Origin of the sequence: Providencia alcalifaciens (assembly GCF_020271745.1) — a bacterium.
In the GTDB taxonomy this organism is placed as follows: Bacteria; Pseudomonadota; Gammaproteobacteria; order Enterobacterales; family Enterobacteriaceae; genus Providencia; species Providencia alcalifaciens_B.
In genome coordinates, this window is record NZ_CP084296.1 from 3,356,610 (window position 1) to 3,381,856 (window position 25,247).

Here is a 25,247-nt window from a genome sequence, read left to right on the forward strand (position 1 = left end):
ATCATAATGATGGCAATGGCATCGCTATTAACGGCATGTTTACGTGTAGAAGTCGCTACGCCAGATAAGCCAATTAACATCAATATGAATGTTAAGATTGAGCATGAAATCCAAATTAAAGCAGACCGACAAGTCGAAGAGTTATTAAAAGAAAACAGCGATCTATTCGGTGAGGTACCTGCGAAATGATGAACTGGTTTAAAGTCGTCACGTTATGTTCTACCTTAAGCATATTTTCTGCATTTGCACTGACGGTGGAAGAAGGTAAAACTCACGGTATTGTGGGGGAAACCTTATCAGGATATTTGGCGGTAATTGACCAAAGTAGTGCGGATGCAAAGCAATTGGTTGAACATATCAATGTCGAAAGAAAAAAACGATATACAGAAATTGCAGATAGAAATGGGCTTAAAACCAATGATGTCGCAAGAATGGCAGGACAGAAATTGATTGAACGTGCACCGACGGGAGAATATGTACGCGGTATTAATGGGCAGTGGATGCAGAAAAAATAAAAATGCGCACTATTTTCAATTCTAGATGCAACAAGTGCGCATTATTTTCGATTCTAAATTAAGAATGAGCAATCAAGCTTTATTTAACGAGGCATGCTGCTAAGCAATTAATGAATCAATATGGTTTTTCGCTTGTGATTGCGCTTTCTCTGCTGATTCAGCGCTTAATGCTGTACCTTCTGCGAAAACAAATTCAATATCTGTAATACCAATAAAATTCAAAAATAGGGTGATGTAAGGCACCATCGTATCGGTCGGAGTGTCTTTATAAATACCGCCACGGCTTGTCAGAACATATGCCCGTTTATTGTTTAATAAGCCTACAGGACCTTGCTCGGTATATTTAAAGGTATGCCCAGAGCGGGCGATAAAATCAAAGTAATGTTTCAGTTGAGATGGAACCGAAAAATTATACATCGGTGCGGTGATCACTAAAACATCGCTCTGTTTAATCTCATCAATGAGCTGATTTGATAGGTCTAAATGTGCTTGTTGCTGTTCGGTTTTAGTGTCAGTAGGTGCAAAAGCTGCTAAAATTTCGCCATCAATCGCAGGGATCGGCTGGTTAACTAAATCTCGAACTGTAAACGCATCATCGGGATTTTTTTCTTGCCACTGTTGGACAAAATAATCAGCCATTTTATTGCTGTGTGAATAATCTGCCAAAATGCTTGATTTCAATAGTAATACTTTACTCATTATTTTCCTCGAAACTCATGTGTCTATCTCATCAGATAATGATGATACTCGGTATATGGCAGATTAATAGGAAGAAATTTAGAAGTCATGCTTCAAAAAAATTGATGGTATTTGTATGAGATAACTAAAATCATAAAACAAACCAAAATATTATCTTTAGCCACCACATGATTATAGATTAACGAGTGGCGTTACAACGAATTGAAATATAAGGATTTAAGAATGGATCCCATTCTATCAGCATTATTTGCTGAAATTGAACAAACATCACTGCGTGATCAATGGCAACTGAAGAAGCGCCTTCACGGCATCGCAAAAATACAAGATCAAAAATCCCGCATGGCAGTTATCGAAGTCATCAAAGGGGATATTGAAAAGGCAAAACAGAAGGTTGAGAAAAAACGTCTGAATATGCCGAAAATTGTTTACCCTGAAAACTTACCCGTTAGCCAAAGAAAACAAGCTATTTTTGATGCGATTAATCAGCATCAAGTGGTGATCATTGCGGGTGAAACTGGGTCAGGTAAAACCACGCAGATCCCTAAAATTTGCTTAGAGCTGGGCCGCGGAGTGAAGGGCTTTATTGGTCATACTCAGCCAAGAAGATTGGCTGCACGCTCAGTGGCTTCGCGCCTTGCACAAGAGTTAGAGTGTGAGCTAGGTACAAATGTCGGTTATAAAGTCCGCTTTAGTGACCAAGTGAGTGATACCACCCAAGTTAAATTAATGACGGATGGTATTTTATTGGCGGAATTGCAGAATGATAAATTGTTGCTGCAATACGACACAATTATTATCGATGAAGCCCATGAACGCAGTTTAAATATTGATTTTATTTTAGGCTATTTGCGTCAATTATTACCTAAGCGCCCTGATTTAAAAGTCATTATTACATCAGCGACGATTGATCCAGAACGATTTTCTCGACACTTTGGTCATGCACCGATTGTTGAGGTTTCAGGACGGACATACCCGGTTGAAGTGCGTTATCGTCCAATTATGGGGGATGATAATGACAGTGAGCGTGACCAAATTGACGGTATTATCGATGCGGTTAATGAGTTAGGACGTGAAAGTGCCGGTGATATTCTGATATTTATGAGTGGTGAACGAGAGATTCGTGACACCGCTGATGCACTATCCAAGCTACAACTGCGTCATACGGAAGTCTTACCGCTGTTTGCACGGTTATCTAACAGTGAGCAAAACCGTATTTTTCACCCTCATGGTGGTCGCCGGATTATTCTTGCAACGAACGTGGCCGAAACCTCTCTGACGGTTCCGGGGATCAAATATGTGATTGATACGGGTTATGCGCGTATCAGCCGTTATAGTTATCGAACCAAGGTACAACGCTTACCTGTCGAAGCGATTTCACAAGCGTCTGCCAATCAGCGTAAAGGACGGTGTGGTCGTGTTTCAGACGGTATCTGTATCCGCTTGTATTCTGAAGAGGATTTCTTATCTCGACCAGAGTTTACCGATCCTGAAATCCTGAGAACCAACTTGGCATCGGTTATTTTACAGATGACCTCAATCGGGCTTGGGGATATCGCGGCATTTCCATTCGTTGAAGCGCCGGATAAGCGTAATATTCAAGATGGTGTCAAATTACTGGAAGAGCTTGGCGGGATCCAACCTCATAAAGATGCAGATAAAGGTTATCGATTAACCGATGTCGGGCGCCAGCTAGCACAATTACCCGTTGACCCACGTTTAGCGCGAATGGTGATTGAAGCCAGAAAGTATGGCGCGGTACGCGAAGCAATGGTGATCGTTTCGGCATTATCGATTCAAGATCCCCGAGAAAGACCGTTGGATAAGCAGCAAGCTTCTGATGAAAAACATCGACGTTTCCATGATAAGCAATCAGATTTTCTGGCGTTTTTAAATCTATGGGATTATTTAAAACAGCAGCAAGAGGAATTATCCAACGCACAATTTAGAAAAATGTGCCGTCAAGATTTCCTTAACTATTTGCGAATTCGCGAGTGGCAAGATCTCTACACGCAGTTGCGCCAAGTCGTGAAAGAACAAGGATTTGCTATCAACAGTGCCCCAGCAGATTTTCGCAGTATTCATGTCTCGCTATTGGCAGGGTTGCTCTCGCATATCGGTCAAAAAGATGCTGAAAAACACGAGTTTACAGGAGCAAGGAATGCTCGATTCACTATCTTTCCAGGTTCAGGTTTATTCAAAAAACCACCGAAGTGGACGATGGTCGCTGAACTGGTTGAAACATCAAAGCTGTGGGGACGAATTGCGGCTTCCATTGATCCTGAATGGATTGAACCACTCGCCGAGCATTTGGTAAAACATCACTATAGTGAGCCCCATTGGTCAAAATCAGAAGGTGCTGTGACAGCATCGGAAAAAGTGACTTTATATGGGCTGCCGATTGTGGCTTCACGCCAAGTCAATTATGGTTCGATTGATCCATTATTATGCCGCGAGCTATTTATTCGTCACGCGCTGGTGGAAGGTGACTGGAATACCCGTCACGCTTTCTTTAGAGCTAACCTAAAACTGTTATCAGAGGTGGAAGATTTGGAACACAAATCACGCCGCCGAGACATTTTAGTGGATGATGAAACGCTTTTTGCATTTTATGACCAACGTATCCCGAATGATGTGATTTCCTCTCGCCATTTTGATAAATGGTGGAAAACCGCATCAAAACAGCAACCTGATTTGCTCAGTTTTGAAAAAAATATGCTGATCAAAGAAGATGCAGGGAATGTATCGGCGCTTGATTACCCGAATTATTGGCATCAAGGTGACCTTAAATTCCGTTTAAGTTACCAGTTTGAGCCTGGCACTGACGCCGATGGAGTCACCATTCATATCCCATTAGCTATTTTGAATCAGGTGCAAAATGTGGGTTTTGACTGGCAAGTTCCGGGTCTGCGTCATGAATTAATCGTTGCGTTAATTAAATCATTGCCTAAACCTATTCGTCGTAATTTTGTGCCAGCGCCAAACTATGCCTCTGCATTTTTGGAGCGTGTTCCAACCCCTGAAGGCAGTGTGTTAGATAAGCTAGAGCGCGAACTTCGTCGAATGACGGGGGTAACGGTAGAGCGTGAGGCTTGGCAGTTAGATCAACTTCCAGTGCATTTAAAAATGACCTACCGAGTGGTGAATGACAAAAATAAAACCGTCGCGGAAGGGCAAGATCTGGATGCTTTAAAAGATAGCCTTAAGGAAAAAGTGCAAGAAACACTATCAGAGGTTGTGGATGATGGTATTGAACAAAGTGGATTGCATATTTGGAGTTTTGGTGAGTTACCACAACGTTATGAACAAAAACGCGGAGGATATTCAGTTAAAGCCTATCCTGCATTAGTGGATGAAAAGAACAGTGTGGGGATCCGTGTTTTTGAAACTGAATTCGAGCAACAGCAAGCAATGTGGGGCGGAGTTCGTCGGTTATTACTCTTAAATATTCCTTCGCCGATCAAGTATTTGCATGAAAAGCTGCCGAATAAATCCAAATTGGGGCTCTATTTTAACCCTTATGGCAAAGTGCTTGAACTCATTGATGATTGTATCGCATGCGGTATTGATCAACTGATTGCAACCTATGGCGGCGCGGTGTGGACGCAAGAGCAGTTCGAATCATTGAAAGAGTACGCGAGAGCGGAATTGAACGATGTGGTTGTAAATATCGCCAAGCAAGTTGAGCAGATCTTAACGGCGGTGTTTGCTATCAATAAACGGTTGAAAGGCCGCGTTGATTTTTCGATGGCGCTCGCATTATCTGATATCAAAGCTCAAATGTCTGGGTTGGTATTTAAAGGGTTTGTGACAGAGCAGGGCTGGAAACGATTACCGGATATTTTGCGCTACTTAAACGGTATTGAACGTCGGTTAGAAAAGTTAGCCATTGACCCAAATCGTGACCGTGCGCAGATGAGCAAAGTTGAACACGTACAAAGCATGTGGCAGCAGTGGATGAGTAAATTAACACCACTACAAAAGCAGTTACCGGAAGTACAGGAAGTTCGCTGGATGATTGAAGAGTTACGAGTGAGTTTGTTCGCCCAACAGCTAGGAACGCCATATCCGATATCGGATAAACGGATAATTCAAACTATGGAAAGTTTAACGCAGCAACTTTAGCTTGGGATCAATAGTAGCCTTAGGCTGACGATAATTTATTGGTTAATAAGATAAAAAATGCGCGATGTGGCAATGGTACCACTTGCGCATTTTTTATTGTGAAATTATGGCACTCAATTCTTATTTAGTTACAACATACTGTTGGGTTTCACTATTTCTACATTAACAGCCGAGTTGTCCGCAATATATAGCTAGCAAGTATTATTTTGGATTTATCGCTCAATGGCTGGTTCTATTCGCTGCTGAGTCGCTAATTTAAACTGAAAGCCTTCGGCACGCTCTTGCGCTTTAATTTCAGGTGATTTTTGCTGAAAGGGAGTTGGCTGTTGAGTCAGGAACGATTGGGTTACAGCCGCAATATTATGAGCCATTGAATGTGGCACTTCTGATGCTGAATGAATAAGAGCAGGGCGATCAGCAAATGTAACGGAACGCAGATTTGTTGGGGTTATGTGCATTTAAGTCTCCTCATTGGTGAATAGTCATTCAAAAACTACATCACAAAAAAGGATGATAATTGTAAAAAACGAGGCGGTTGAAAAGGTCAAAATAAAGATAATAAAAAATGAGCTAAATTCAATAGGTTAAATTTAGCTCATTAATAAAGAGTGGATCACGCTAATAGGGAATATAACGCCGGCACTGAGGCTATCGCAATCCCAAATGCTAAAATTTTCTCAATTAACTTCAGTGGCGCTTTTGCTGTTTGTTGTGAACGGGCATACAGAAAAATGATGATCCCCGGCGCATAGAGCACCACAGAGAGCATTAAGTTAATCAATCCTGACGCGTACAATAACCATAATCCATAGACCGCGGCAACAAAACCAACCGCAAGGAGGGCTTTACTATGACGTTGATAAGCAACTTTGACTAAGAAGGCGCCGACCAAAAAGTAAGGCACCAAAATCATCTCTGAAGCAATAGTCAGTAGAGTATTGTAGTTACTGCCACTTAACCAAATCAGCACTAATGATAGTTGAACCGCGCCGTTGGTTAACCATAAAGATGAAGATGGAGCATCATTCTTATTTAATTTATTGAAAATTTTAGGGAATGATTGGTATTGTGCGGCAATATACGGAACTTCAGCTGCCATAATTGTCCAGCTCAAATAGGCGCCACAAACAGAGATAATCAAACCTGCGGCAATAATGATGTCACCGCTAGAGCCAATCAAAGAGACCATTAAAGTTGCCATCGATGGGTTTTTAATTTCAGCCAGATCGGCGCGAGGCATGATCCCAAGTGATAAAAGCGTGACAAGAATATAGATAATTAACGCTGAACTTACCGCAAAAATGGTAGCTAGACCGACATCACGGCGATTTTTAGCTCGAGCAGAGACGACAACTGCTCCTTCAATACCAATAAAGACCCATAAAGTAATCAGCATGGTGTCTTTAACTTGCTCCCAAACGGGAATACCGAGGTCAATCCCGCTAAAATCGGCATCAAAAATATCGAGCTTAAAGGCAAAGAATGCGAGTACGATAAATAACCCAAGAGGGACTAATTTCGCCATCGTGGCGAGCTTGTTGATCCCCGCAGCAGTTTGTACACCGCGAAGAACTAAGTAATGCACAACCCACAGTAAGATAGATTCACCGATTAGAGCTTGCCAAGTATTACCATCGCCAAACACAATGTTATCCGGCGTGTCAGTAAAGAAGCTTATCGCGGCAAAGACAATCACTAAATAGGAAACGTTAGCGACAACAGCACACAGCCAATAGCCCCATGCGGAACAAAAGCCAATAAACTCACCGAATCCTACTTTTGCATAAGTAAATATTCCGCCATCTAGGTCAGGACGAATTCTGGAAAGGAGCAAAAGAGAGAATGCAAGAAATAAGATCCCGACGCCCGTGATGGACCAGCCGATAATTAATGCTAATGGGCTTGCCACTTCAGCCATATTCTGTGGAAGGCTAAATACACCAGCACCAACCATTGAGCTAAGAACTAGCGCGGTGAGTGCAGTAAGGCTTAATGTATTTTTCAATGTATATCCTGGTTGTTGTGCAATCAAAAGTTAAAATCACGTTAAGATAGCAATGCTATAAATGGATTCACTGTCACGGCTTTTAAATCCAGTTGGATCACCTGCTAAATTAGAGTGTGGATTCTACGAATGAAATGCGACAGATGCAATGGGAAAATATGCACAGAACAAGATGTTTTATTCACTTTCACTGCTTATGGTAAATAGGCACGCATTTTATAAAGTGCTAACTCGGGCTGTTCAGGAATAGGTATCAGGAAGTAGGGGGATTCAAACAAAAAAAGCCAGCTTGTGATATTTAAGCTGGCTTTCATAATAAAATAGAGCTATCGATTATTTGAATAGGTCTGCACTGATGGTGACGCTGCCACCATTAGACTGCCATTCACGAGTGATATGGTAGTATTTAGCACCTTTAGCTTCTGCGCGTTTGGCGATTTGATAACGAACTTCAGGGGTATTAGTGTAATAACCGGAGAAGGTAATGGAATCAAATGGAACCATCATAGCTGCTGCTGTTTTGTTCACTTCTTCAATGACATAGCCACTTGGTAATGTCACACTAGTACGACCTGGCTGGCTTGAGGAAGTTTCGAAGAAACGGCCAACCGCTTCGGTTGGTTCTTCAGAGCTTGCAACGCCTGGGATCAGAACTTTATCTGCAGCTTCACCACCTTGCGCTAACAGCGCACGACCAGATTCTGAATCAGCAGGAACAACCGCTTCCTCTTTTTGAATTTGGCGCTTAGGTGCATCTTTCTTATAGATATATGCGGTTGCTAAAGTGTTACCGCCATCATTCATGGCTACGTTGCGAACCACATAAAATGAGGCTGCATCTTTTTCTTTGGCTTTTTTCGCGATTGCTTCGTATAAGTCAGGTTCAGATGGGTAGAAACCACTTACAGTGACGGCATCAAAAGGTTGATACACTTTTGCGTCTGCTTTAGACATTTCTTCAACACCACCGAAAACTCGGCGAGCAGATTCTTCACGTTTTGATGCATCTTTTGCGTACACATCAGCAACAACACGCATGTTGCCACTGTCACCTACATCATCAAGGCTTTGAATGTAAAAGGCATAAGCCCCCATTTTATCAGCCCTACGGGAAACTGCATCGGATGCTTCATAGATAGCATTAAAACGCCCAGTGACGGTTATACGCTCATAAGGTTGTAATTCAGTAGCCTGTTTTGGCGTTAATTCAACAGCCGCCTGTGTAGCGGTTATACTAGTTAATGATAGCACCGCGGCTGCGATGACCGTAGTTTTCAGCTTCATACAAAATCCTTCCGCCTTGCGCAATTTATTATAAACATGCTGAATAATAGTTGTAACACATGGAAGTGATTATTACACGTAACTGCCCATGTTGTCGCACTATTTTATTTTTATAAGACACAAATAATGATTGACTAGTCAAATTTACCAGTTTTTTTAAAGTATCCAGTATTTTATTGACCTAAAACTAAGATTTTCACGGTGAATTCCATTTACTGTCTTAGAATCGTGATCAATTATGGATCAATAAGGCTAATTTCAGTAGGTTATTAGAACATTTTACAGCTGTTCAACGACAAAATAGGACTTTTCCTTTTGATAAGGCAGTCATTTTTTTGGCGAATAACCTACAACATAGATTACTTCGAGCTTTAAAAAGGGAATATTATGCGAATTGGTATACCAAGAGAACGACTTGCCAATGAAGCGCGTGTTGCCGCTACACCATCAACAGTTACCCAATTGTTAAAGTTGGGTTTTTCGGTGTGTGTCGAGCAAAATGCAGGACATTTAGCAAGTTTTGATGATGCAGCTTATGAGCAAGCTGGTGCAGAAATTGTCTCTCGTGAGAGTGCGTTTTCCGCGGATATTGTGTTTAAAGTGAATGCGCCATTAGCGGACGAAATTCCTTTATTAAAAGAAGGGGCGACTTTGGTCAGTTTTATTTGGCCAGCGCAGAATCCTGAGTTAATGGAGGCGTTAAAAGCCCGTAATATCAATGTAATGGCAATGGATGCAGTGCCGCGTATCTCTCGGGCACAATCACTCGATGCATTGAGTTCAATGGCAAATATCGCCGGTTACCGCGCGATTGTGGAAGCGGCTCATGAATTCGGGCGCTTCTTCACCGGACAAATTACTGCCGCAGGTAAAGTACCACCAGCAAAAGTGATGATCATCGGGGCGGGTGTAGCGGGATTGGCTGCGATTGGGGCGGCAGGTAGCTTAGGCGCGATTGTTCGCGCATTTGATACCCGACCTGAAGTGAAAGAGCAAGTTCAAAGTATGGGTGCCGAGTTCCTCGAATTAGATTTTAAAGAGGATGCGGGTAGTGGTGATGGTTACGCGAAAGTGATGTCTGAAGCCTTTATTAAGGCAGAAATGGCACTATTTGCTGCACAAGCAAAAGATGTGGATATCATTGTAACGACAGCACTTATTCCGGGCAGACCTGCACCGAAATTGATCACCAAAGAGATGGTTGAATCAATGAAGCCGGGCAGTGTGGTAGTTGATCTTGCCGCACAAACGGGGGGTAACTGTGAGCTGACTCAAGCTGATAAATTAGTTGTCACTGATAATGGTGTCAAAATCATCGGTTATACCGATTTACCAAGCCGTTTACCGACGCAATCTTCTCAGTTATATGGTACTAACCTTGTTAACTTGATGAAGCTGTTGTGCAAAGAAAAAGATGGCGAAATCACGATTGATTTTGATGATTTAGTCATTCGAGGAGTCACCGTTATCAAGCAAGGTGAGATCACCTGGCCAGCACCACCAATTCAAGTTTCAGCTCAGCCACAAGCGAAGCCGAAAGCCGTTGAAAAGGTGAAAGCGCCAGAGAAAAAAATGTCACCAGTAACCAAGATGGTGTTGATGGCACTGGCTATCATCCTGTTTGGATGGTTCGCCAATTCAGCTCCAGCAGAGTTTTTATCGCACTTTACTGTCTTTGCACTTGCTTGTGTGGTGGGGTACTACGTGGTGTGGAACGTCACCCACGCGCTACATACCCCATTGATGTCGGTCACTAACGCCATATCAGGGATTATTGTTGTTGGTGCATTGCTGCAAATTGGCAGTGGTGGCTGGGTAAGTTTCTTATCCTTTATTGCGATCTTGATCGCAAGCATCAATATTTTCGGTGGGTTCACAGTAACTCAACGCATGTTAAAAATGTTTCGTAAGGGATAAGGGGTAACTTATGTTGTCAAGTGGAGTTGTGACAGCAGCCTACATCGTTGCTGCTATCCTATTTATTTTCAGCCTCGCGGGGCTATCTCGCCATGAAAGTTCTCAGCGTGGGAACACATACGGCATTATCGGTATGGGGATCGCCCTGATTGCAACCATCTTAGGACCTCATAGCGCCAATGTGGGTTGGATGATTGTGGCAATGGTGATCGGTGCCGTGATTGGTATTCGTTTAGCCAAAAAAGTCGAAATGACCGAAATGCCTGAGCTGGTTGCTATTTTGCACAGCTTTGTGGGCTTGGCCGCGGTACTTGTGGGCTTCAACAGCTTTATTGCAAGTGAAGGTCATGCAAGCAGCGTGATGGAAAATATTCATTTAACGGAAGTTTTCTTGGGTATTTTCATCGGTGCGGTCACGTTTACAGGCTCAATTGTGGCTTATGGCAAACTGTCAGGAAAAATGTCATCGAAGCCGATGATGTTACCAAATCGCCATAAACTTAACCTTGCGGCCTTAGTTGTTTCATTTATTTTGCTGGTTATTTTTGTTAAAACTGACAGCGTTGGCTTGCAAGTGTTTGTTATGTTGATCATGACCGCGATTGCATTAGCCTTCGGTTGGCATTTAGTTGCCTCTATCGGCGGTGCAGATATGCCAGTGGTTGTTTCCATGCTGAACTCATACTCAGGATGGGCCGCCGCAGCGGCAGGTTTCATGCTTAGTAATGACTTGCTGATCGTGACAGGGGCCTTAGTCGGTTCTTCGGGTGCCATCCTTTCTTATATTATGTGCAAAGCGATGAACCGTTCGTTTGTGAGTGTTATTGCCGGCGGATTTGGTACTGATGGTTCCTCAACGGGCTCTGAAGAAGAGATGGGCGAGTACCGCGAAACTACGGCGGAAGAAGTTGCTGAAATGTTGAAAAACTCAACCTCAGTGATCATCACTCCGGGCTATGGTCTGGCGGTGGCTCAAGCTCAATATCCGGTACATGATATTACGGCAAAACTGCGTGAACGAGGCATTAAGGTTCGCTTCGGTATTCACCCTGTTGCAGGGCGCTTACCGGGACACATGAACGTACTGTTAGCGGAAGCGAAAGTTCCTTATGACATCGTGTTAGAAATGGATGAAATCAATGATGATTTCGCCGAAACCGATACGGTGCTGGTTATCGGTGCGAATGATACCGTGAACCCAGCGGCACAAGAAGATCCAAACAGCCCAATTGCAGGTATGCCTGTATTAGAAGTTTGGAAAGCGAATAATGTCATTGTGTTTAAGCGTTCAATGAATACAGGGTATGCAGGGGTACAAAATCCACTGTTCTTTAAAGAAAATACTCAAATGTTATTTGGTGATGCGAAAGCAAGTGTGGATGCAATTTTAAAAGCGCTGTAATTGCTCATCATTGACGGTATAAAATAAAACGCCCTGAATTCAGGGCGTTTTTATATTTGAATATTTTCTTTTTTATTATTAATTGAATTATGAGTAGTTAAGATAATAATAAAAAGTTCACAATAATATCTATTTACGAGCCTCTAAATTTGATTACTATTGCAAATTTAATTAATCATCTGCGGCACTAATAGGGCATACAAAACCGTCAGGTTTGATCGCTAATAAATCGCATTTTAGTTTATCAATAACATGTTCAGCTGTATTACCTAAGAACGCAGCAGAAAGCCCAGTGCGACCTAATATGCCGAGCACCACGACACCCGCATGTAGCTCTTCACACATGTCAGGAATGATTTTTTCAGGTAGCCCTTCACGAACATGCGTGTATTTTTCATCAATGGCAAACTTCTGCCGCAGGCTTTTCATGGCTATCAGATGCTGGCCGCGTAGGGCATTGTTATACAAGCTTGGGTCAAAATCAGGCAGTTCAATGGCAATATTCATTGGTGCAATTGGGTAAGCGCTGACTAAATGAATTTTCTGCTCTTTAATGATCCTTTGCGCGAGATCTTGGGTTTTTTCAACCAATTTGATATTTAGGTCATCATGGTAAGACTCTTCATTAGAAAGATTCACCGCAACTACCACAGAGCCATGATCTGGCCAAACTTTATCTTTCACCATCCAAACAGGACACGGGCATTTTCTTAATAAATGCCAGTCTAGCGGAGTAAAAATGATGGATTCTAAGTTGTCAGTTTGGTGTGCCATTTTCAGTAGAAGGTCATGTTGACCGCTAATCACTTCTTGAATGATGGCTTCATAAGGCTTGTTGTGCCAAATGACTTTAATTTCTATCTCAATACCTGCTTCTAAATAAAAATGGGCTTGCTGCTTGATCCAAGCGGCTTTTTGACTGATAACCCCTTTACGCATCGCATTGCGCTCTTCAGGAGAAAGCAGGGTGGTCATGTCATAAGATAGGTCATAGATAGGCAGGAAGGCTTTTATCCGTCCGCCATTACGCTGCACAATATAAACTGCACGCCTTAATGCCGGTTGATCATCCTGATTTGGGTCAATTGCTACTAAAAGATTTTTATAGTTAGCCATGCTGATATCCTCTCAATAAACGGATAGTTCCATCTCTCTAAACTATGTTATTGGGGATAAATACGCAAGAAATGTGATTGAAAAGTAACAACGGATCACAAAGTTTGTGACCCGTTTATAGGAATATTAGCAAGAAACAGAGGATACTTTACCAGCGATATCAGTCAGTTTTGCCATATCGTCGATGGTAATATATTTACCTTTAACGCTGAGCATACCGCTTTTTTGGAAGCGACCTAACAGACGGCTAATTGTCTCAACGGTTAAGCCAAGGTAATTACCAATATCACCACGAGTCATGGTGAGTCTGAATTCTCTTGGCGAGAAACCACGCTCAGCAAAACGATGAGATAGGTTAAGAATAAATGCAGCTAAACGTTCTTCCGCATTTTTCTTAGATAATAAGAGGATCATTTCTTGGTCCCCTTTAATTTCACCGCTCATCAGGCGCATAATTTGCTGGCGCAAGTTAGGCATTTTGCCAGATAAGTCGTCCAGTGTTTCAAATGGAATTTCACAAACCATTGAAGTTTCTAATGCTTGAGCAAAACTTGGGTGTTGCGTATGAATAATGGCATCAAAACCAACGAGGTCACCCGCTAAGTGGAAACCGGTGATTTGCTCATCGCCTTCTTCAGTAATGGTGTAGCTTTTAATTGTGCCAGAGCGAATAGCGTATAAAGAACGTAATTCATCGCCTGCTTTAAATAAAGCTTGGCCTTTTTGAATAGGTTTTTTACGTTCGATAATATTATCGAGTTGATCCAGTTCGTGTTCATTCAGTGTAAAAGGAATGCATAACTGACTAATACTACAATCCTGGCAATGAATAGCACAACCACCAGACTGGATGCGACGAACAACTCTTTTTTCTGGGATCATATTAAATGCTCAATCAGGTTAAAATTATTGATATGAGTCAATTTTAGCATAAGATAATTGAACAGGTAAGTGCTATATAAGACAGAAATGAGTTATTAAATAAAAAAGCAAAGAATGCTAAATTTACCAATCCAATAGATTCAGCAGATCATGCTAATTTACAGGATATTAGTAATTGCATGGTTTGACATACATTAAATACATAAATTTAATATATAAAAAGATGGATAAAAAACTTAATAAAATATGTTTTATTTTACGTAATTTATTAGCATTAAATTAACACAAGAATAAACAGAAAAATATCATTTTTTCCTATTAACCTATAAAAAGAGGTCATAATGAGTAACAATTTGATGTCGTTGCCCCCATTAATGACAGCTGTCGACATTATTGATCCGAGTGTTTCGGATGAACTGCAGCTAATAGAGATTCCGCTCCCTAAACTCCTTCCTGGACATTTAATCGTTAAAGTGGAAGCCGCAGGTGTTAACCGTCCTGATATTTTCCAACGAAAAGGCTCATACCCACCACCGCCAGATGCTTCGCCAATCATGGGGCTTGAGGTATCGGGTACGGTTGTGGCTAAAGCTGACGATGTGACTACATGGGCGATAGGCGACCGAATTTGTGCTCTAGTGGCAGGTGGTGGTTACGCCGAGTACTGCTTAGTGCATCAAGATATCGCTTTGCCATTAGGAAATTTATCCTTTGAAGACGGGGCGGCTATCCCAGAAAATTTTTTTACTGTTTGGGCGAATATGTTTCAGATTGGTCAGTTGAAGCAAGGGGAAACGGTACTTATTCATGGTGGTACCTCGGGTATTGGTAGTGTAGCCATCCAGCTTGCAAAAGCATTTGGGGCTACGGTGATAACGACGGTTGGTTCAGAAGATAAAGCGATAGCGGCGAAATCACTTGGTGCGGATTGTGTGATTAATTACCGAACAGACGATTTTGTTAAAGTCACACAGGAATATACAAATCATCATGGCGTGAATGTGGTCATTGATATTATTGGCGGTGATTATGTCAGCAAAAATTACGTGGTAGCAGCAAAATTTGGGCGGATCATCCAAATTGGCATGATGAAAGGAAACCCAACTCAGCTGAACATGATGCCAATGATGGTAAAACGTTTAACTCACACTGGGTCAACAATGCGCTCTCGTAGTAATGAAGAGAAAGCGCAAATCGCAAAAGAGCTGTATCAGCAAGTTTGGCGGATGTTACAGAACGGTAAGATAAAACCATTAATTAACAAAATATATATATTGTGTCAGGTGGAACGCGCACATCACTATATGGAATCGGGAGAGTTGATTGGTAAAGTTATATTAGTAAACAAATAGTTATTGCATATTTATTTTTTAAATTTTTATGTGATTAGATAATGGTTACGCAGGGTATTATTTTTATTTATAACAAATAATTTACATTATCAAGTCTTTTAAGCGTAAATATCTCTTTACAGATGATTAATTTTTGAATTTTTGTGCCTGTCCACAAATCCGAACAAAATTAAGACGAGTTTGTTAATGTTTTAATGAAGATGGATTATATCTATAGACAAGTTGGCTAATTAACGGCTTGTCTACTACTGAATATAAGTTAAGGATATAAGTGTAGTCATATCATTAACAAGTTGTCATTCGACACAGACATCCCCCCGTTATTGCACTTTCCAATGATAATAAGTTGAGTAACTTAATGCAGCTGGTGCCAGCCAGTTGTAGTTTGAAGGTGTAGTGAGAATGAATAATTTTAAAAATAAAAACATGAATGTAGATGCATTATTCCTCGGACCTAAATCTGAAAATGCGGTATTTTTCAGAGAAATGATGGAATACGCAGTGACTGAGCATATGCATTGGCGTTCTGGTTATCATCCCGAAGATCCCGATTTAATTACTACCGTCGATAGATATGCACCGGAATATCGGGATACGTTATATCGTACTGAAGGTATCCTTAATCAGCTGTCCTCGAAATTAAAAACTACGTCAGTGCCTTGGTTTTCACCGCGTTACATGGGGCATATGAACGCAGATACTCTGATGATCTCCAATCTCGCGTATGTCATGGCAATGATGTACAACCCAAATAACTGCGCTCAAGAATCTTCACCGACGACGACGGTATTAGAAATCGAAGCTGGGTTAGATTTATGCGGTATGTTTGGGTATGACGTGCAAAAATCTTGGGGGCACATTACCTCTGGTGGCACAGTAGCTAACTACGAAGGGTTATGGGTAGCAAGAAATATCAAAACCTTACCTTTAGCCATGGCATCCCATCCCCAAGCCAAACAACTTTTAACGAATGTTTCAGAAACCGCGTTACTGAATATGCGTACCAGTGATGTACTGGATCTAATTGATGAATTGAAAAAACAAGGGTTGTTTGAAGAGATCCGTAATCTGACTTGCCGAGGCACCGGTGTTGAACAAGGTAAACTCGGTAAATTATTAGTGCCGCAATCCAAGCATTATTCGTGGATGAAAGCGATGGATATCTTAGGGTTAGGGCAGCAAAACATTGTTCAACTTCCCGTTGATAAACGTTATCGTACGGATGTTTCGCAAATGAGGGACATTGTTTTCTCATTGATTGAAAAGGGCGAGCCTATTCTTGCGGTGGTGGCTGTTGTTGGGACTACTGAAACAGGTGCTATTGATAATGTCGCTGAAGTCATCAAATTACGAGAAGAATGTGAACAACGTTATGGCGTTTCATTCTATGTGCATATTGATGCCGCGTATGCAGGCTATGCCTGTGCGATGTTCCGTGATGAAAACAACCAATTCCTTGAATATGATGCACTTATTACGCGATACCATAACGAAGGGGTTTTCCCGCCAGATATCGTTTGGCCAAAACCCGATGTTTATCAAAGTTTCCGCGCTTTAAACCAAGCTGATTCCATCACAGTCGATCCGCATAAAGTCGGTTTTATTCCTTATGCGGCTGGGGCGATTTGTATGAAGGACAAACGCATTGTCGATTTGATTTCCTATCATGCGGCCTATGTGTTTGAAGAAGTGAAAGAAAGTAGCCGTAAAACCGATAAACAACAGAATGTATTATTGGGTTCATCAATTATGGAAGGCTCAAAAGCTGGCGCGACGGCAGCGGCAGTATGGGCTGCACATCGGTTAGTTCCGCTGAACTTATTGGGGTATGGCAAAGTCATCGCAGCTGGGGTAACAACTGCCAATTGGATGATTGAAAGAATCAATGCCAGCAAGCCGTTTGTTATTGATGGACGTGAGTTTACATTGGCGGCGATGCCTGCACCGGATTTCCACATGATCAACTTTATGTTTAGGGAAACAGGAAATACCTCATTAGAGAAGCAAAACCAGTTAAATAAACGTTTGTATGAACTTTGCTCTTATGCGGCAGGACGTACTTATACGAATGATTTTTTAACGTCGTCAACATCACTAACCTATGAAGAATACGGTGATAATCCTCAGAATTTGTGTCTAGAGGCGAATTTCAAGGAAGAGGAATGGCATAAAGTCCATTCAATTTATGTATTAAGGGCCGCAATTATGACCCATTGCCTGCGTGATAAACAGCACTTCGATAACTACTGGAATGAATTAAGAAACATCTTTGAAGACAAACTACAACAGCTCATTGATGAAGAAAATAAACGTAATCATTCCATTCAAAAAGTTAGTGTTTAATTAATTTTGTTAGGATCTCAATATGAAAAATCGCACACTTGGTAGTGTTTTTATTGTTGCAGGTACTACGATCGGCGCTGGAATGTTGGCGATGCCAATTGCAGCGGGAAGTAATGGGTTTTCAGTCAGTTTGGTGATGTTATTTGGCCTGTGGGCGTTAATGTGTTACACCGCATTATTGTTGGTTGAAGTTTACCAGCATGAATCCCATGAAACAGGGATAGGTAGTGTTGCTCAGCGCTATTTAGGCTCGAGTGGGAAGTTCATCACAGGTTTCAGTATGATGTTTTTAATGTATGCTTTAACCGCCGCCTATGTGACGGGAGCAGGGCAAATCATTACCTCTAATCTGAAAGGTAGCTTTGCCATTGAAATGGCAGACTGGATGGGCATTGTCGTCTTTACCATCATTGGTGGTGGGGTGGTTTGCTTTGGTACTTCATCCGTCGATTTTATTAACCGCATCTTATTTACTGCCAAGATTGTGTTCTTAGTGATCATTTTGGCGATGATGTTCCCACATGTTGAACAGTTAAATTTATTGTCAGCACCGACTGATAAAATCCTGATCCTCGCGGCTATTCCTGTCTTTTTTACCTCATTTGGTTTCCACGGAAGTGTACCAAGTGTCGTAAAATATATGGGCGGTGATGTCAAAAAACTGCGTATTATCTTTATATTAGGAAGTGCGATCCCGCTAGTTGCCTACATTCTATGGCAAATCGCAACACTGGGCAGCATTGGCACGAATACCTTTGTGGGGATTTTAGCTGAGAACTCTGGGTTAAATGGATTATTGGAAGCCATTAAAGCGGTTGCGCAGTCAGGTAAAACTGAATTCGTCGCACAAATGTTTATGAGTTTAGCATTAGCCACATCATTCCTTGGGGTTGCGCTAGGCTTATTTGATTTCTTAGCCGACTTGTTTAAGCGCCAAGATAACGCATCAGGGCGTCTTCAAACTGGGCTGATTACCTTTTTACCTCCGCTTGTTTTCGCATTATTTTACCCGAAAGGTTTCGTGATGGCGTTGGGTTATGCGGCAATCGCGTTATCTATCTTAGCGTTATTACTGCCAAGCGCGATGGCTCTGAAATCTCGTCATGTTAACCCTCGCAAATATCAAGTACTCGGTGGTAAGCCAGCATTAATGATTGTGTTCCTATGTGGTGTTGCCGTTATCGGAATCCAGCTCGGTATTGTCTTCAAGGTTCTGCCTGATATTGGCTAACACTAACGAGTTATTGTTTTGATTTAGAAAGCCAGTTCTCTCGCAGAACTGGCTTTTTTCACTTACAGGGATCACTAAAAACACTTTTTGTACGCTTAGACGTTAATTTTCTCGCTATCATAATGATAATGGTTATCATTAGCACGTAATGATAAAAACAGATATATCTAATTCTGGCATTATTTAAAAAACCGATTATGATATTAGATATATCGGTTTTTAACTTTTGCACATTCACTGAGAGATCAAATGGACAATCCAAAAAACCTCGATACATGTCTATGTGAGGGGAAAAGTGTTCGACGCATGTTTAATCCAAAACAACTGCGTATTTATATTTTGCATTTACTCTCAGGTGGCGTGAACTATGGTTATGAATTGATAAAAAAAATCAGTGAGGAAACAGCAGGATTTTATTGTCCAAGCCCCGGTGTGATTTATCCGACACTGACATTACTGGAAGAACTGGGTTTTATTTCAACCAGTAAGGAAACGGGCAAAGGGCGAAAATGTTTTGTGATCACACCAGAAGGTCGCTGCTTTTTACTTTTAAAAGCTCACATTCTGGCTGAAGTTAAAATGAAGCTAAATTATGCACAAGAGCTGAAAGCAGGTAACCAATTCGCCAATGAAATTGAGTTAGCGGTCGATAAATTCAAATCATTACTCCGGCATAAAATTGTGTTACAGCAGTTATCGAAACAAGAATCTACCCAAGTGGTGGATATTATCAACCAAGCCGTGAAGCGAATTGAGCAAGTGAACGAGGCGCTATTAGTATCCGAAAATAACGTCATCTCGGAAAATAATGCCGTTTTAGAAGAGAACGCAGTAGAAGGAAAATAACATGGCAAAAACCCGTCATATTATCCAAGTTAAAGAGCAAATTCAGATGAAAGAAACCGTACAGCCGGAACACGTTATTCAGCCCGAAGAAAACAAGCAAATTGAACAGGAAGAAAAGCACCCTGATTCAAAGGTGAAGAGCAAAGTAAAGTTTAAAGAAGTGGTCTGCCCAAGTGTACCAATGTCATACTTTAAACGAGCAAAGAAACAGAAATATTAAGCGAATATTATGGCAAAACAGTTATTCATAAACTGAGAGTAAATAGGGTGATTGGCCGCCATTTCACCGATAAGGATTTGCGTTACTTTATTAATAATTATTTTGTCACGGTATTGTTTTGTTATTGAAGCAATGAAAGCCCCTAGTGCACGTAGGCATCTAGGGGCTTGATTATTTTAGATCTCTAGTAAAGTTTGAATTCGTTTCATTTGCTCAATCCACTGCTGCTGAAAAAGATCATCTTCATGAGAATGATTTGAGCCTTTTCAGAAATTAAACTGGTTTGACTCTTTTCCAATTTGTTTTCTGAGAAGGCGGATTGTTTCTCTATCTTCTGGTAAATCCCTTCCAGACCCAGATACTCTTCCAAGCGATTATTATGAATACACCAATAACGCGAACGGCTGACCGTAATAACTTACGGAAATTGTAGGATGAAACTTTAGCTGTGTTTCATAACGCAGATCATTCACTCCATTTATCTGTTGCTGAGAGTCATTTGTTATAAATCATTCTTATAATGGCGTTACTTTGGTGAATAAAACTGCTGAGCGTTAGGGTTTAGCGCCATCGATGGTTAAAATTGAGCCTCAAACAACAAGAGAGATAATAATGGATATACAAATTAGAACGGCAACTCGTGAAGATGCCCCGCTGATTTTAGAGATGATTATTGAGTTAGCCGTCTATGAAAAAGCGCGTCATGAAGTAAAAGCCAGTGTTGCTGATATTGAAAACTCATTGTTCGCACCAGATTCCAAAACCGAAGCATTACTGTGTTACGTTGACGGTAAACCTGCAGGTTATGCCGTGTTTTTTACCAGTTATTCAACATGGTTAGGCAATAATGGGATTTATTTAGAGGATTTGTACGTTTCACCAGAATACCGTGGCGCGGGGGCAGGAAAAAAACTCCTCAAGCACATTGCTAAATTGGCTTTTGAACGTCAGTGCCAGCGCTTAGAGTGGAGTGTATTAGATTGGAATCAGCCAGCCATTGATTTTTACCAAAGCATCGGAGCACAACCACAAGACGAATGGGTGCGATATCGTATGGATGCTGAAACAATTGCGAAGTTTGCCAATTAATTTGCTAGCAAAGCGATATTAACTGCTAAAAAGTATTAACGCTTAAATAATATTTTCATCACCAAACTAAAGCCAGCAAATAACGTTGCTGGCTTTATTGTTACTTTTTTATATTCCTATCTACACTTGAAACAATCCCTTTTTTCGAGTGGGTGACTTTTTTGTGATATATAGCGACTTAACCTAAGCTAAATTCTGATAAAGTTATAATAAATAATAAGATAGCTTGGTGAAATGGCTGTTATATAGACTTTGTCCGTTATAAAAATAATAAAACAATAAAATGTAGATGATATTTATTTCAAGAAAAAACAGTTTTGTAATGTGACTAATTAATTTAATTAACGACCAAAAACAACTGTAGTTCACTAATTTATTCAATGAATAGAGAAGGGATGGTATGAAAATAAATAAGCGCAAAGTATCGTTTTATCTTATTTTGGTTCTGGCAATTATGGCTGCCGGATATTATTACTGGAGCCAAAATTCGAGTGGTCTTCCTGATGGTTTCGCACAAAGTAATGGCAGAATTGAAGCCACCGAGATAGATATTGCGACTAAAACAGCGGGGCGAATCGATACCATCCTTGTCAAAGAAGGGGATTTTGTCCAACAGGGGCAAGAACTCGCCCGTATGGATACCCGCGCGCTACAGGAACAACTCCATGAAGTACAAGCTCAGTTACGCCAAGCCATTAGTGCGGTTGCCACGGCAGAATCAGGATTAGTACAGCGCAAAAGTGAGAAATTGGCGGCTCAAGCCGTGGTTCGTCAACGTGAAGCTGAGTTAGATGCCGCACAAAAACGGTTAAATCGTTCTCGCGTCCTGGTTAAAACTAAAGCGGTCTCTCAACAACAAGTGGATGATGATACGGCACAAATGCAAGGCTCGAAGGCTGCTCTTGAAGCCTCAAAGGCTCAAGTTGCCGCATCCACTGCCGCCATTGACTCAGCGCAAGCGGGTATTGTCCAAGCGAAAAACCGTGTAGAAGCCGCAACGGCTACAGAAAGACGCATTACTGCTGATTTAGAAGACAGTATTCTAAAAGCACCGCGTAATGGTCGCATTCAATATCGAGTGGCGGAGCCGGGTGAAGTTCTAGGTTCTGGTGGTCGTGTGTTGAATATGGTGGATTTAAGCGATGTGTATATGACTTTTTTCTTACCAACGGAACAGGCTGGTAAGGTGGCTCTTGGAAGTGAGGTTCATATTATTCTCGATGCTGCCCCGAATATTGTGATCCCAGCCAAAACCACATTCGTTGCCAGTGTTGCGCAATTTACACCTAAAACAGTGGAAACCCAGAATGAACGATTGAAACTCATGTTCCGGGTTCGTGCACGCATTTCCCCAGAATTATTGGAAAAACACCTTGAATATGTCAAAACAGGTTTACCCGGAAAAGCGTATGTTCGCTTAGATGCACAAGTAGCATGGCCAACCGATCTTGAGGTGAGATTACCACAATGACCGATAAATTGATGGATGATGTGATTGTTGATTTACAGCATGTCAGCCAACATTACGGTGATAACTGTGCGTTGGATGACATCACTCTCGCAATTCCTGCTCGAAAAATGGTGGGGCTGATTGGTCCTGATGGCGTGGGAAAATCAAGCTTAATGTCACTGATTGCAGGCGCCCGCGTGATCCAGCAGGGGCAAGTCAACGTACTCAATGGAGACATGCATAACAGCGACCATCGTCGCAACGTCTGCCCCAAAATTGCTTACATGCCTCAAGGGTTAGGGAAAAACCTTTACCATACGCTTTCCGTGTATGAAAACGTGGATTTTTTCGGCAGACTATTTGGGCAATCCAACGAAGAGCGAGCGTATCGCATTCAGGATCTTCTTGAAAGTACTGGGCTCGCCCCCTTTAAAGATCGACCCGCAGGGAAGTTATCGGGCGGCATGAAACAAAAGTTGGGATTATGTTGCGCGTTAATTCATGACCCGGATTTATTAATTCTTGATGAACCGACAACGGGAGTGGACCCATTATCTCGAGCACAATTTTGGGATCTGATCGACCGCATTCGAGAACGACAAGCCAATATGAGCGTACTGGTGGCAACAGCCTATATGGAAGAGGCGGAGCGTTTTGACTGGTTGGTGGCGATGGATGATGGCAAAGTGATGGCGACTGGGCATGCTTCTGAATTAAAAGCCCAAACAGGCTGTGACGATCTCGAAGCGGCCTTTATCGCATTATTACCCGAAGAAAAACGTGCTGGTCACCAAAAAGTGGTTATTCCTCCTCGAGATACGCGAGGTGATGATGTTATCGCCATTGAAGCTAAAGATTTAACTATGCGTTTTGGCAACTTTGTGGCGGTGGATCATGTGAATTTTAAAATTCCAAAAGGGGAGATTTTCGGCTTTTTAGGCTCCAATGGCTGTGGTAAATCCACCACCATGAAAATGTTAACAGGCTTACTGCAAGCCAGTGAAGGGAAAGCGTGGCTTTTTGGGCAAGAAATTGACCCAAAAGATATTGAAACCCGCAAGCGCGTTGGGTACATGTCCCAAGCTTTCTCTTTGTACAGTGAATTAAGTGTTCAGCAAAATCTTGAATTACATGCCAAACTATTCCACATTCCTGAAGATAAAATTAACCAGCGCATCGATGAAATGTGCCAGCGTTTTGACTTGGATGATGTGCGTGAAACACTCCCTGATGACCTACCTCTAGGGATACGTCAACGCCTCTCTTTGGCCGTGGCAGTTATCCACCAGCCAGAAATGTTGATCCTCGATGAACCGACTTCTGGGGTTGACCCCGTCGCGCGAGATATGTTCTGGAACTTAATGGTGGATCTTTCGAGACGTGACGGTGTCACTATTTTTATCTCCACCCACTTTATGAACGAAGCCGAACGCTGTGACCGTATCTCATTGATGCATGCGGGCAAAGTACTGGATTGCGATACGCCAGAAAACCTAATTAAAAAGCGTGGGTTAGACACCTTAGAAGCCACATTTATTGCCTATTTGCAGGATGCAGTTGGAGATAAAGATTCGGGCAAAGAGAGCGCACCTGAGTTTCATGTCGATACCAAACTAAAAGAGCAAGCAGAGGATGCACTCAAAAAACGCTTCAGTTTACGACGCTTATTTAGCTATAGCATTCGTGAAGGTATGGAGCTACGGCGCGATCCTGTACGTTCCACATTAGCGTTATTAGGGACGGTGATCCTGATGTTTATCATGGGATATGGGATCAGTATGGACGTGGAAAACCTACGTTTTGCTGTGCTCGACCGAGACCAAACGGGCTTAAGCCAAGGCTATACGCTGAACTTAGCGGGCTCTCGCTACTTTATTGAGCAGCCTCCATTGCAAGATTATGAGCAGCTCGAATCAGGTATGCGTAGTGGAAAAATCACAGTAGCGATTGAAATTCCACCTAATTTTGCTCGTGATATTGCAAAAGGAAATAACGTTAAACTGGGGGTATGGATAGACGGTGCGATGCCAAACCGAGCGGAAACGGTACGTGGCTATGTGCAAGCGATGCATTTAGCGTGGTTAAGCACGATGGCGGCACGCCAGCCGGCAGGTGTTGCAGGAATTCCAGCTATTGATATCGAAACACGCTATCGCTATAACCCGGATGTTCGTAGCTTACCGGCGATTGTTCCTGCCGTTATTCCTCTGTTGTTGATGATGATCCCTGCGATGCTCAGCGCGCTCAGTGTAGTGCGTGAAAAAGAGTTGGGCTCAATTATTAACCTTTATGTCACCCCGATCACCAAATTAGAATTCCTGCTCGGTAAACAACTTCCTTATATTGTTTTAGGAATGTTCAACTTTGTTTTACTTTGCATTTTATCTGTCTATGTTTTTGGCGTGGAATTTAAAGGTAGTTTCTTGTCGTTGAGCTTAGCGGCATTTTTGTATATCACCATTGCAACTGGAATGGGGCTGCTGATTTCGTGTTTTATGAAAAGCCAAATCGCTGCCATTTTTGGGACCTCAATTATTACCTTGATCCCTGCGACACAATTCTCCGGCATGATAGACCCAGTCTCCTCCTTGGAAGGCATTGGTCGTTGGGTAGGGCAGATTTATCCGACATCCCATTTCTTAACCATTACCAGGGGAACCTTCTCTAAAGGGCTTAATTTCTTTGATTTACAAGCCTCATTTATCCCGTTAGCCATCACAATCCCGATTGTGATTGGCTTGAGTGTTTATTTCCTGAAAAAACAGGAGGCATAG

Annotated in this window: 19 protein-coding genes; 13 read left to right on the top strand and 6 right to left on the bottom strand. The window is 41.9% G+C overall.

What is annotated here, in order from left to right:
* Window positions 1–6 precede the first annotated feature (6 nt).
* Together LDO51_RS15470 and LDO51_RS15475 are read left to right on the top strand one after the other, a co-directional pair.
* A complete protein-coding gene (locus LDO51_RS15470; protein ID WP_423810985.1) occupies window positions 7–189 on the top strand; it encodes a YnbE family lipoprotein in 183 nt (60 codons plus the stop codon).
* Window positions 186–515 (top strand): YdbL family protein, encoded by a 330-nt coding sequence (locus LDO51_RS15475; RefSeq protein WP_225575276.1) that lies wholly within the window; start codon window positions 186–188, stop codon window positions 513–515. Before LDO51_RS15470 ends, LDO51_RS15475 begins: the two co-directional genes overlap by 4 nt.
* 99 nt (window positions 516–614) lie before the next feature.
* Here the strand turns inward: LDO51_RS15475 and LDO51_RS15480 are convergent, their stop codons facing one another.
* Window positions 615–1,214 carry an FMN-dependent NADH-azoreductase gene (locus LDO51_RS15480; protein ID WP_225575277.1) on the bottom strand — a complete coding sequence of 200 codons (600 nt, stop codon included), beginning with the start codon at window positions 1,212–1,214 and terminating at the stop codon, window positions 615–617.
* Window positions 1,215–1,436: 222 nt separating this feature from the next.
* Here LDO51_RS15480 and hrpA point away from each other — a divergent pair, with 222 nt between their 5' ends.
* Window positions 1,437–5,336 (top strand): ATP-dependent RNA helicase HrpA, encoded by a 3,900-nt coding sequence (hrpA, locus tag LDO51_RS15485; RefSeq protein WP_225575278.1) that lies wholly within the window; start codon window positions 1,437–1,439, stop codon window positions 5,334–5,336.
* A 212-nt stretch (window positions 5,337–5,548) separates the two neighbouring features.
* Here the strand turns inward: hrpA and LDO51_RS15490 are convergent, their stop codons facing one another.
* The 3 genes from LDO51_RS15490 to ydgH all read right to left on the bottom strand — a co-directional run bounded on the left by LDO51_RS15490 (window position 5,549) and on the right by ydgH (window position 8,625).
* Window positions 5,549–5,794 carry a hypothetical protein gene (locus tag LDO51_RS15490; RefSeq protein ID WP_225575279.1) on the bottom strand — a complete coding sequence of 82 codons (246 nt, stop codon included), beginning with the start codon at window positions 5,792–5,794 and terminating at the stop codon, window positions 5,549–5,551.
* Between the two features lie 155 nt (window positions 5,795–5,949).
* Window positions 5,950–7,341, bottom strand: coding sequence for an amino acid permease (locus LDO51_RS15495; protein ID WP_225575280.1), 1,392 nt, complete (start codon window positions 7,339–7,341; stop codon window positions 5,950–5,952).
* Window positions 7,342–7,674: 333 nt separating this feature from the next.
* Window positions 7,675–8,625, bottom strand: a complete 951-nt coding sequence (gene ydgH / locus LDO51_RS15500) for a DUF1471 family protein YdgH (protein WP_225575281.1) — start codon at window positions 8,623–8,625, stop codon at window positions 7,675–7,677.
* 387 nt (window positions 8,626–9,012) lie between these two features.
* Between ydgH and pntA the strand changes: the two genes are divergently transcribed.
* Together pntA and pntB are read left to right on the top strand one after the other, a co-directional pair.
* On the top strand, window positions 9,013–10,542 hold the full coding sequence (gene pntA, locus LDO51_RS15505) for a Re/Si-specific NAD(P)(+) transhydrogenase subunit alpha (protein WP_225575282.1): 1,530 nt from the start codon (window positions 9,013–9,015) through the stop codon (window positions 10,540–10,542).
* A 13-nt stretch (window positions 10,543–10,555) separates the two neighbouring features.
* Complete coding sequence (pntB, locus tag LDO51_RS15510; protein ID WP_225577288.1) at window positions 10,556–11,944, top strand: Re/Si-specific NAD(P)(+) transhydrogenase subunit beta; 1,389 nt, start codon at window positions 10,556–10,558, stop codon at window positions 11,942–11,944.
* 171 nt (window positions 11,945–12,115) lie between these two features.
* On the opposite strand, the gene uspE is transcribed toward pntB, so the two are convergent.
* Entirely contained in the window at window positions 12,116–13,060 is a 945-nt protein-coding gene (gene uspE, locus LDO51_RS15515; RefSeq protein ID WP_225575283.1) for a universal stress protein UspE, read from the bottom strand.
* Between the two features lie 126 nt (window positions 13,061–13,186).
* Window positions 13,187–13,942 carry an FNR family transcription factor gene (locus tag LDO51_RS15520; protein WP_225575284.1) on the bottom strand — a complete coding sequence of 252 codons (756 nt, stop codon included), beginning with the start codon at window positions 13,940–13,942 and terminating at the stop codon, window positions 13,187–13,189.
* A 341-nt stretch (window positions 13,943–14,283) separates the two neighbouring features.
* Between LDO51_RS15520 and LDO51_RS15525 the strand changes: the two genes are divergently transcribed.
* The 8 genes from LDO51_RS15525 (at window position 14,284) to rbbA (ending at window position 25,247) form a co-directional block, all read left to right on the top strand.
* Window positions 14,284–15,294: an NAD(P)H-quinone oxidoreductase gene (locus LDO51_RS15525; protein WP_225575285.1), complete on the top strand. Its 1,011-nt coding sequence runs from the start codon at window positions 14,284–14,286 to the stop codon at window positions 15,292–15,294.
* A 402-nt stretch (window positions 15,295–15,696) separates the two neighbouring features.
* Entirely contained in the window at window positions 15,697–17,637 is a 1,941-nt protein-coding gene (locus tag LDO51_RS15530) for a pyridoxal phosphate-dependent decarboxylase family protein (RefSeq protein WP_225575286.1), read from the top strand.
* A gap of 82 nt (window positions 17,638–17,719) precedes the next feature.
* A complete protein-coding gene (gene tyrP, locus LDO51_RS15535; protein WP_263869906.1) occupies window positions 17,720–18,868 on the top strand; it encodes a tyrosine transporter TyrP in 1,149 nt (382 codons plus the stop codon).
* A 249-nt stretch (window positions 18,869–19,117) separates the two neighbouring features.
* Complete coding sequence (locus tag LDO51_RS15540) at window positions 19,118–19,714, top strand: PadR family transcriptional regulator (RefSeq protein WP_225575287.1); 597 nt, start codon at window positions 19,118–19,120, stop codon at window positions 19,712–19,714.
* Between the two features lies 1 nt (window position 19,715).
* Window positions 19,716–19,934, top strand: coding sequence for a DEAD/DEAH box helicase (locus LDO51_RS15545; protein WP_225575288.1), 219 nt, complete (start codon window positions 19,716–19,718; stop codon window positions 19,932–19,934).
* Between the two features lie 612 nt (window positions 19,935–20,546).
* On the top strand, window positions 20,547–21,023 hold the full coding sequence (locus tag LDO51_RS15550) for a GNAT family N-acetyltransferase (RefSeq protein ID WP_225575289.1): 477 nt from the start codon (window positions 20,547–20,549) through the stop codon (window positions 21,021–21,023).
* Window positions 21,024–21,423: 400 nt separating this feature from the next.
* Entirely contained in the window at window positions 21,424–22,494 is a 1,071-nt protein-coding gene (locus tag LDO51_RS15555) for an HlyD family secretion protein (RefSeq protein ID WP_225575290.1), read from the top strand.
* Complete coding sequence (rbbA, locus tag LDO51_RS15560; protein ID WP_225575291.1) at window positions 22,491–25,247, top strand: ribosome-associated ATPase/putative transporter RbbA; 2,757 nt, start codon at window positions 22,491–22,493, stop codon at window positions 25,245–25,247. The genes LDO51_RS15555 and rbbA overlap by 4 nt, the downstream gene beginning before the upstream one ends.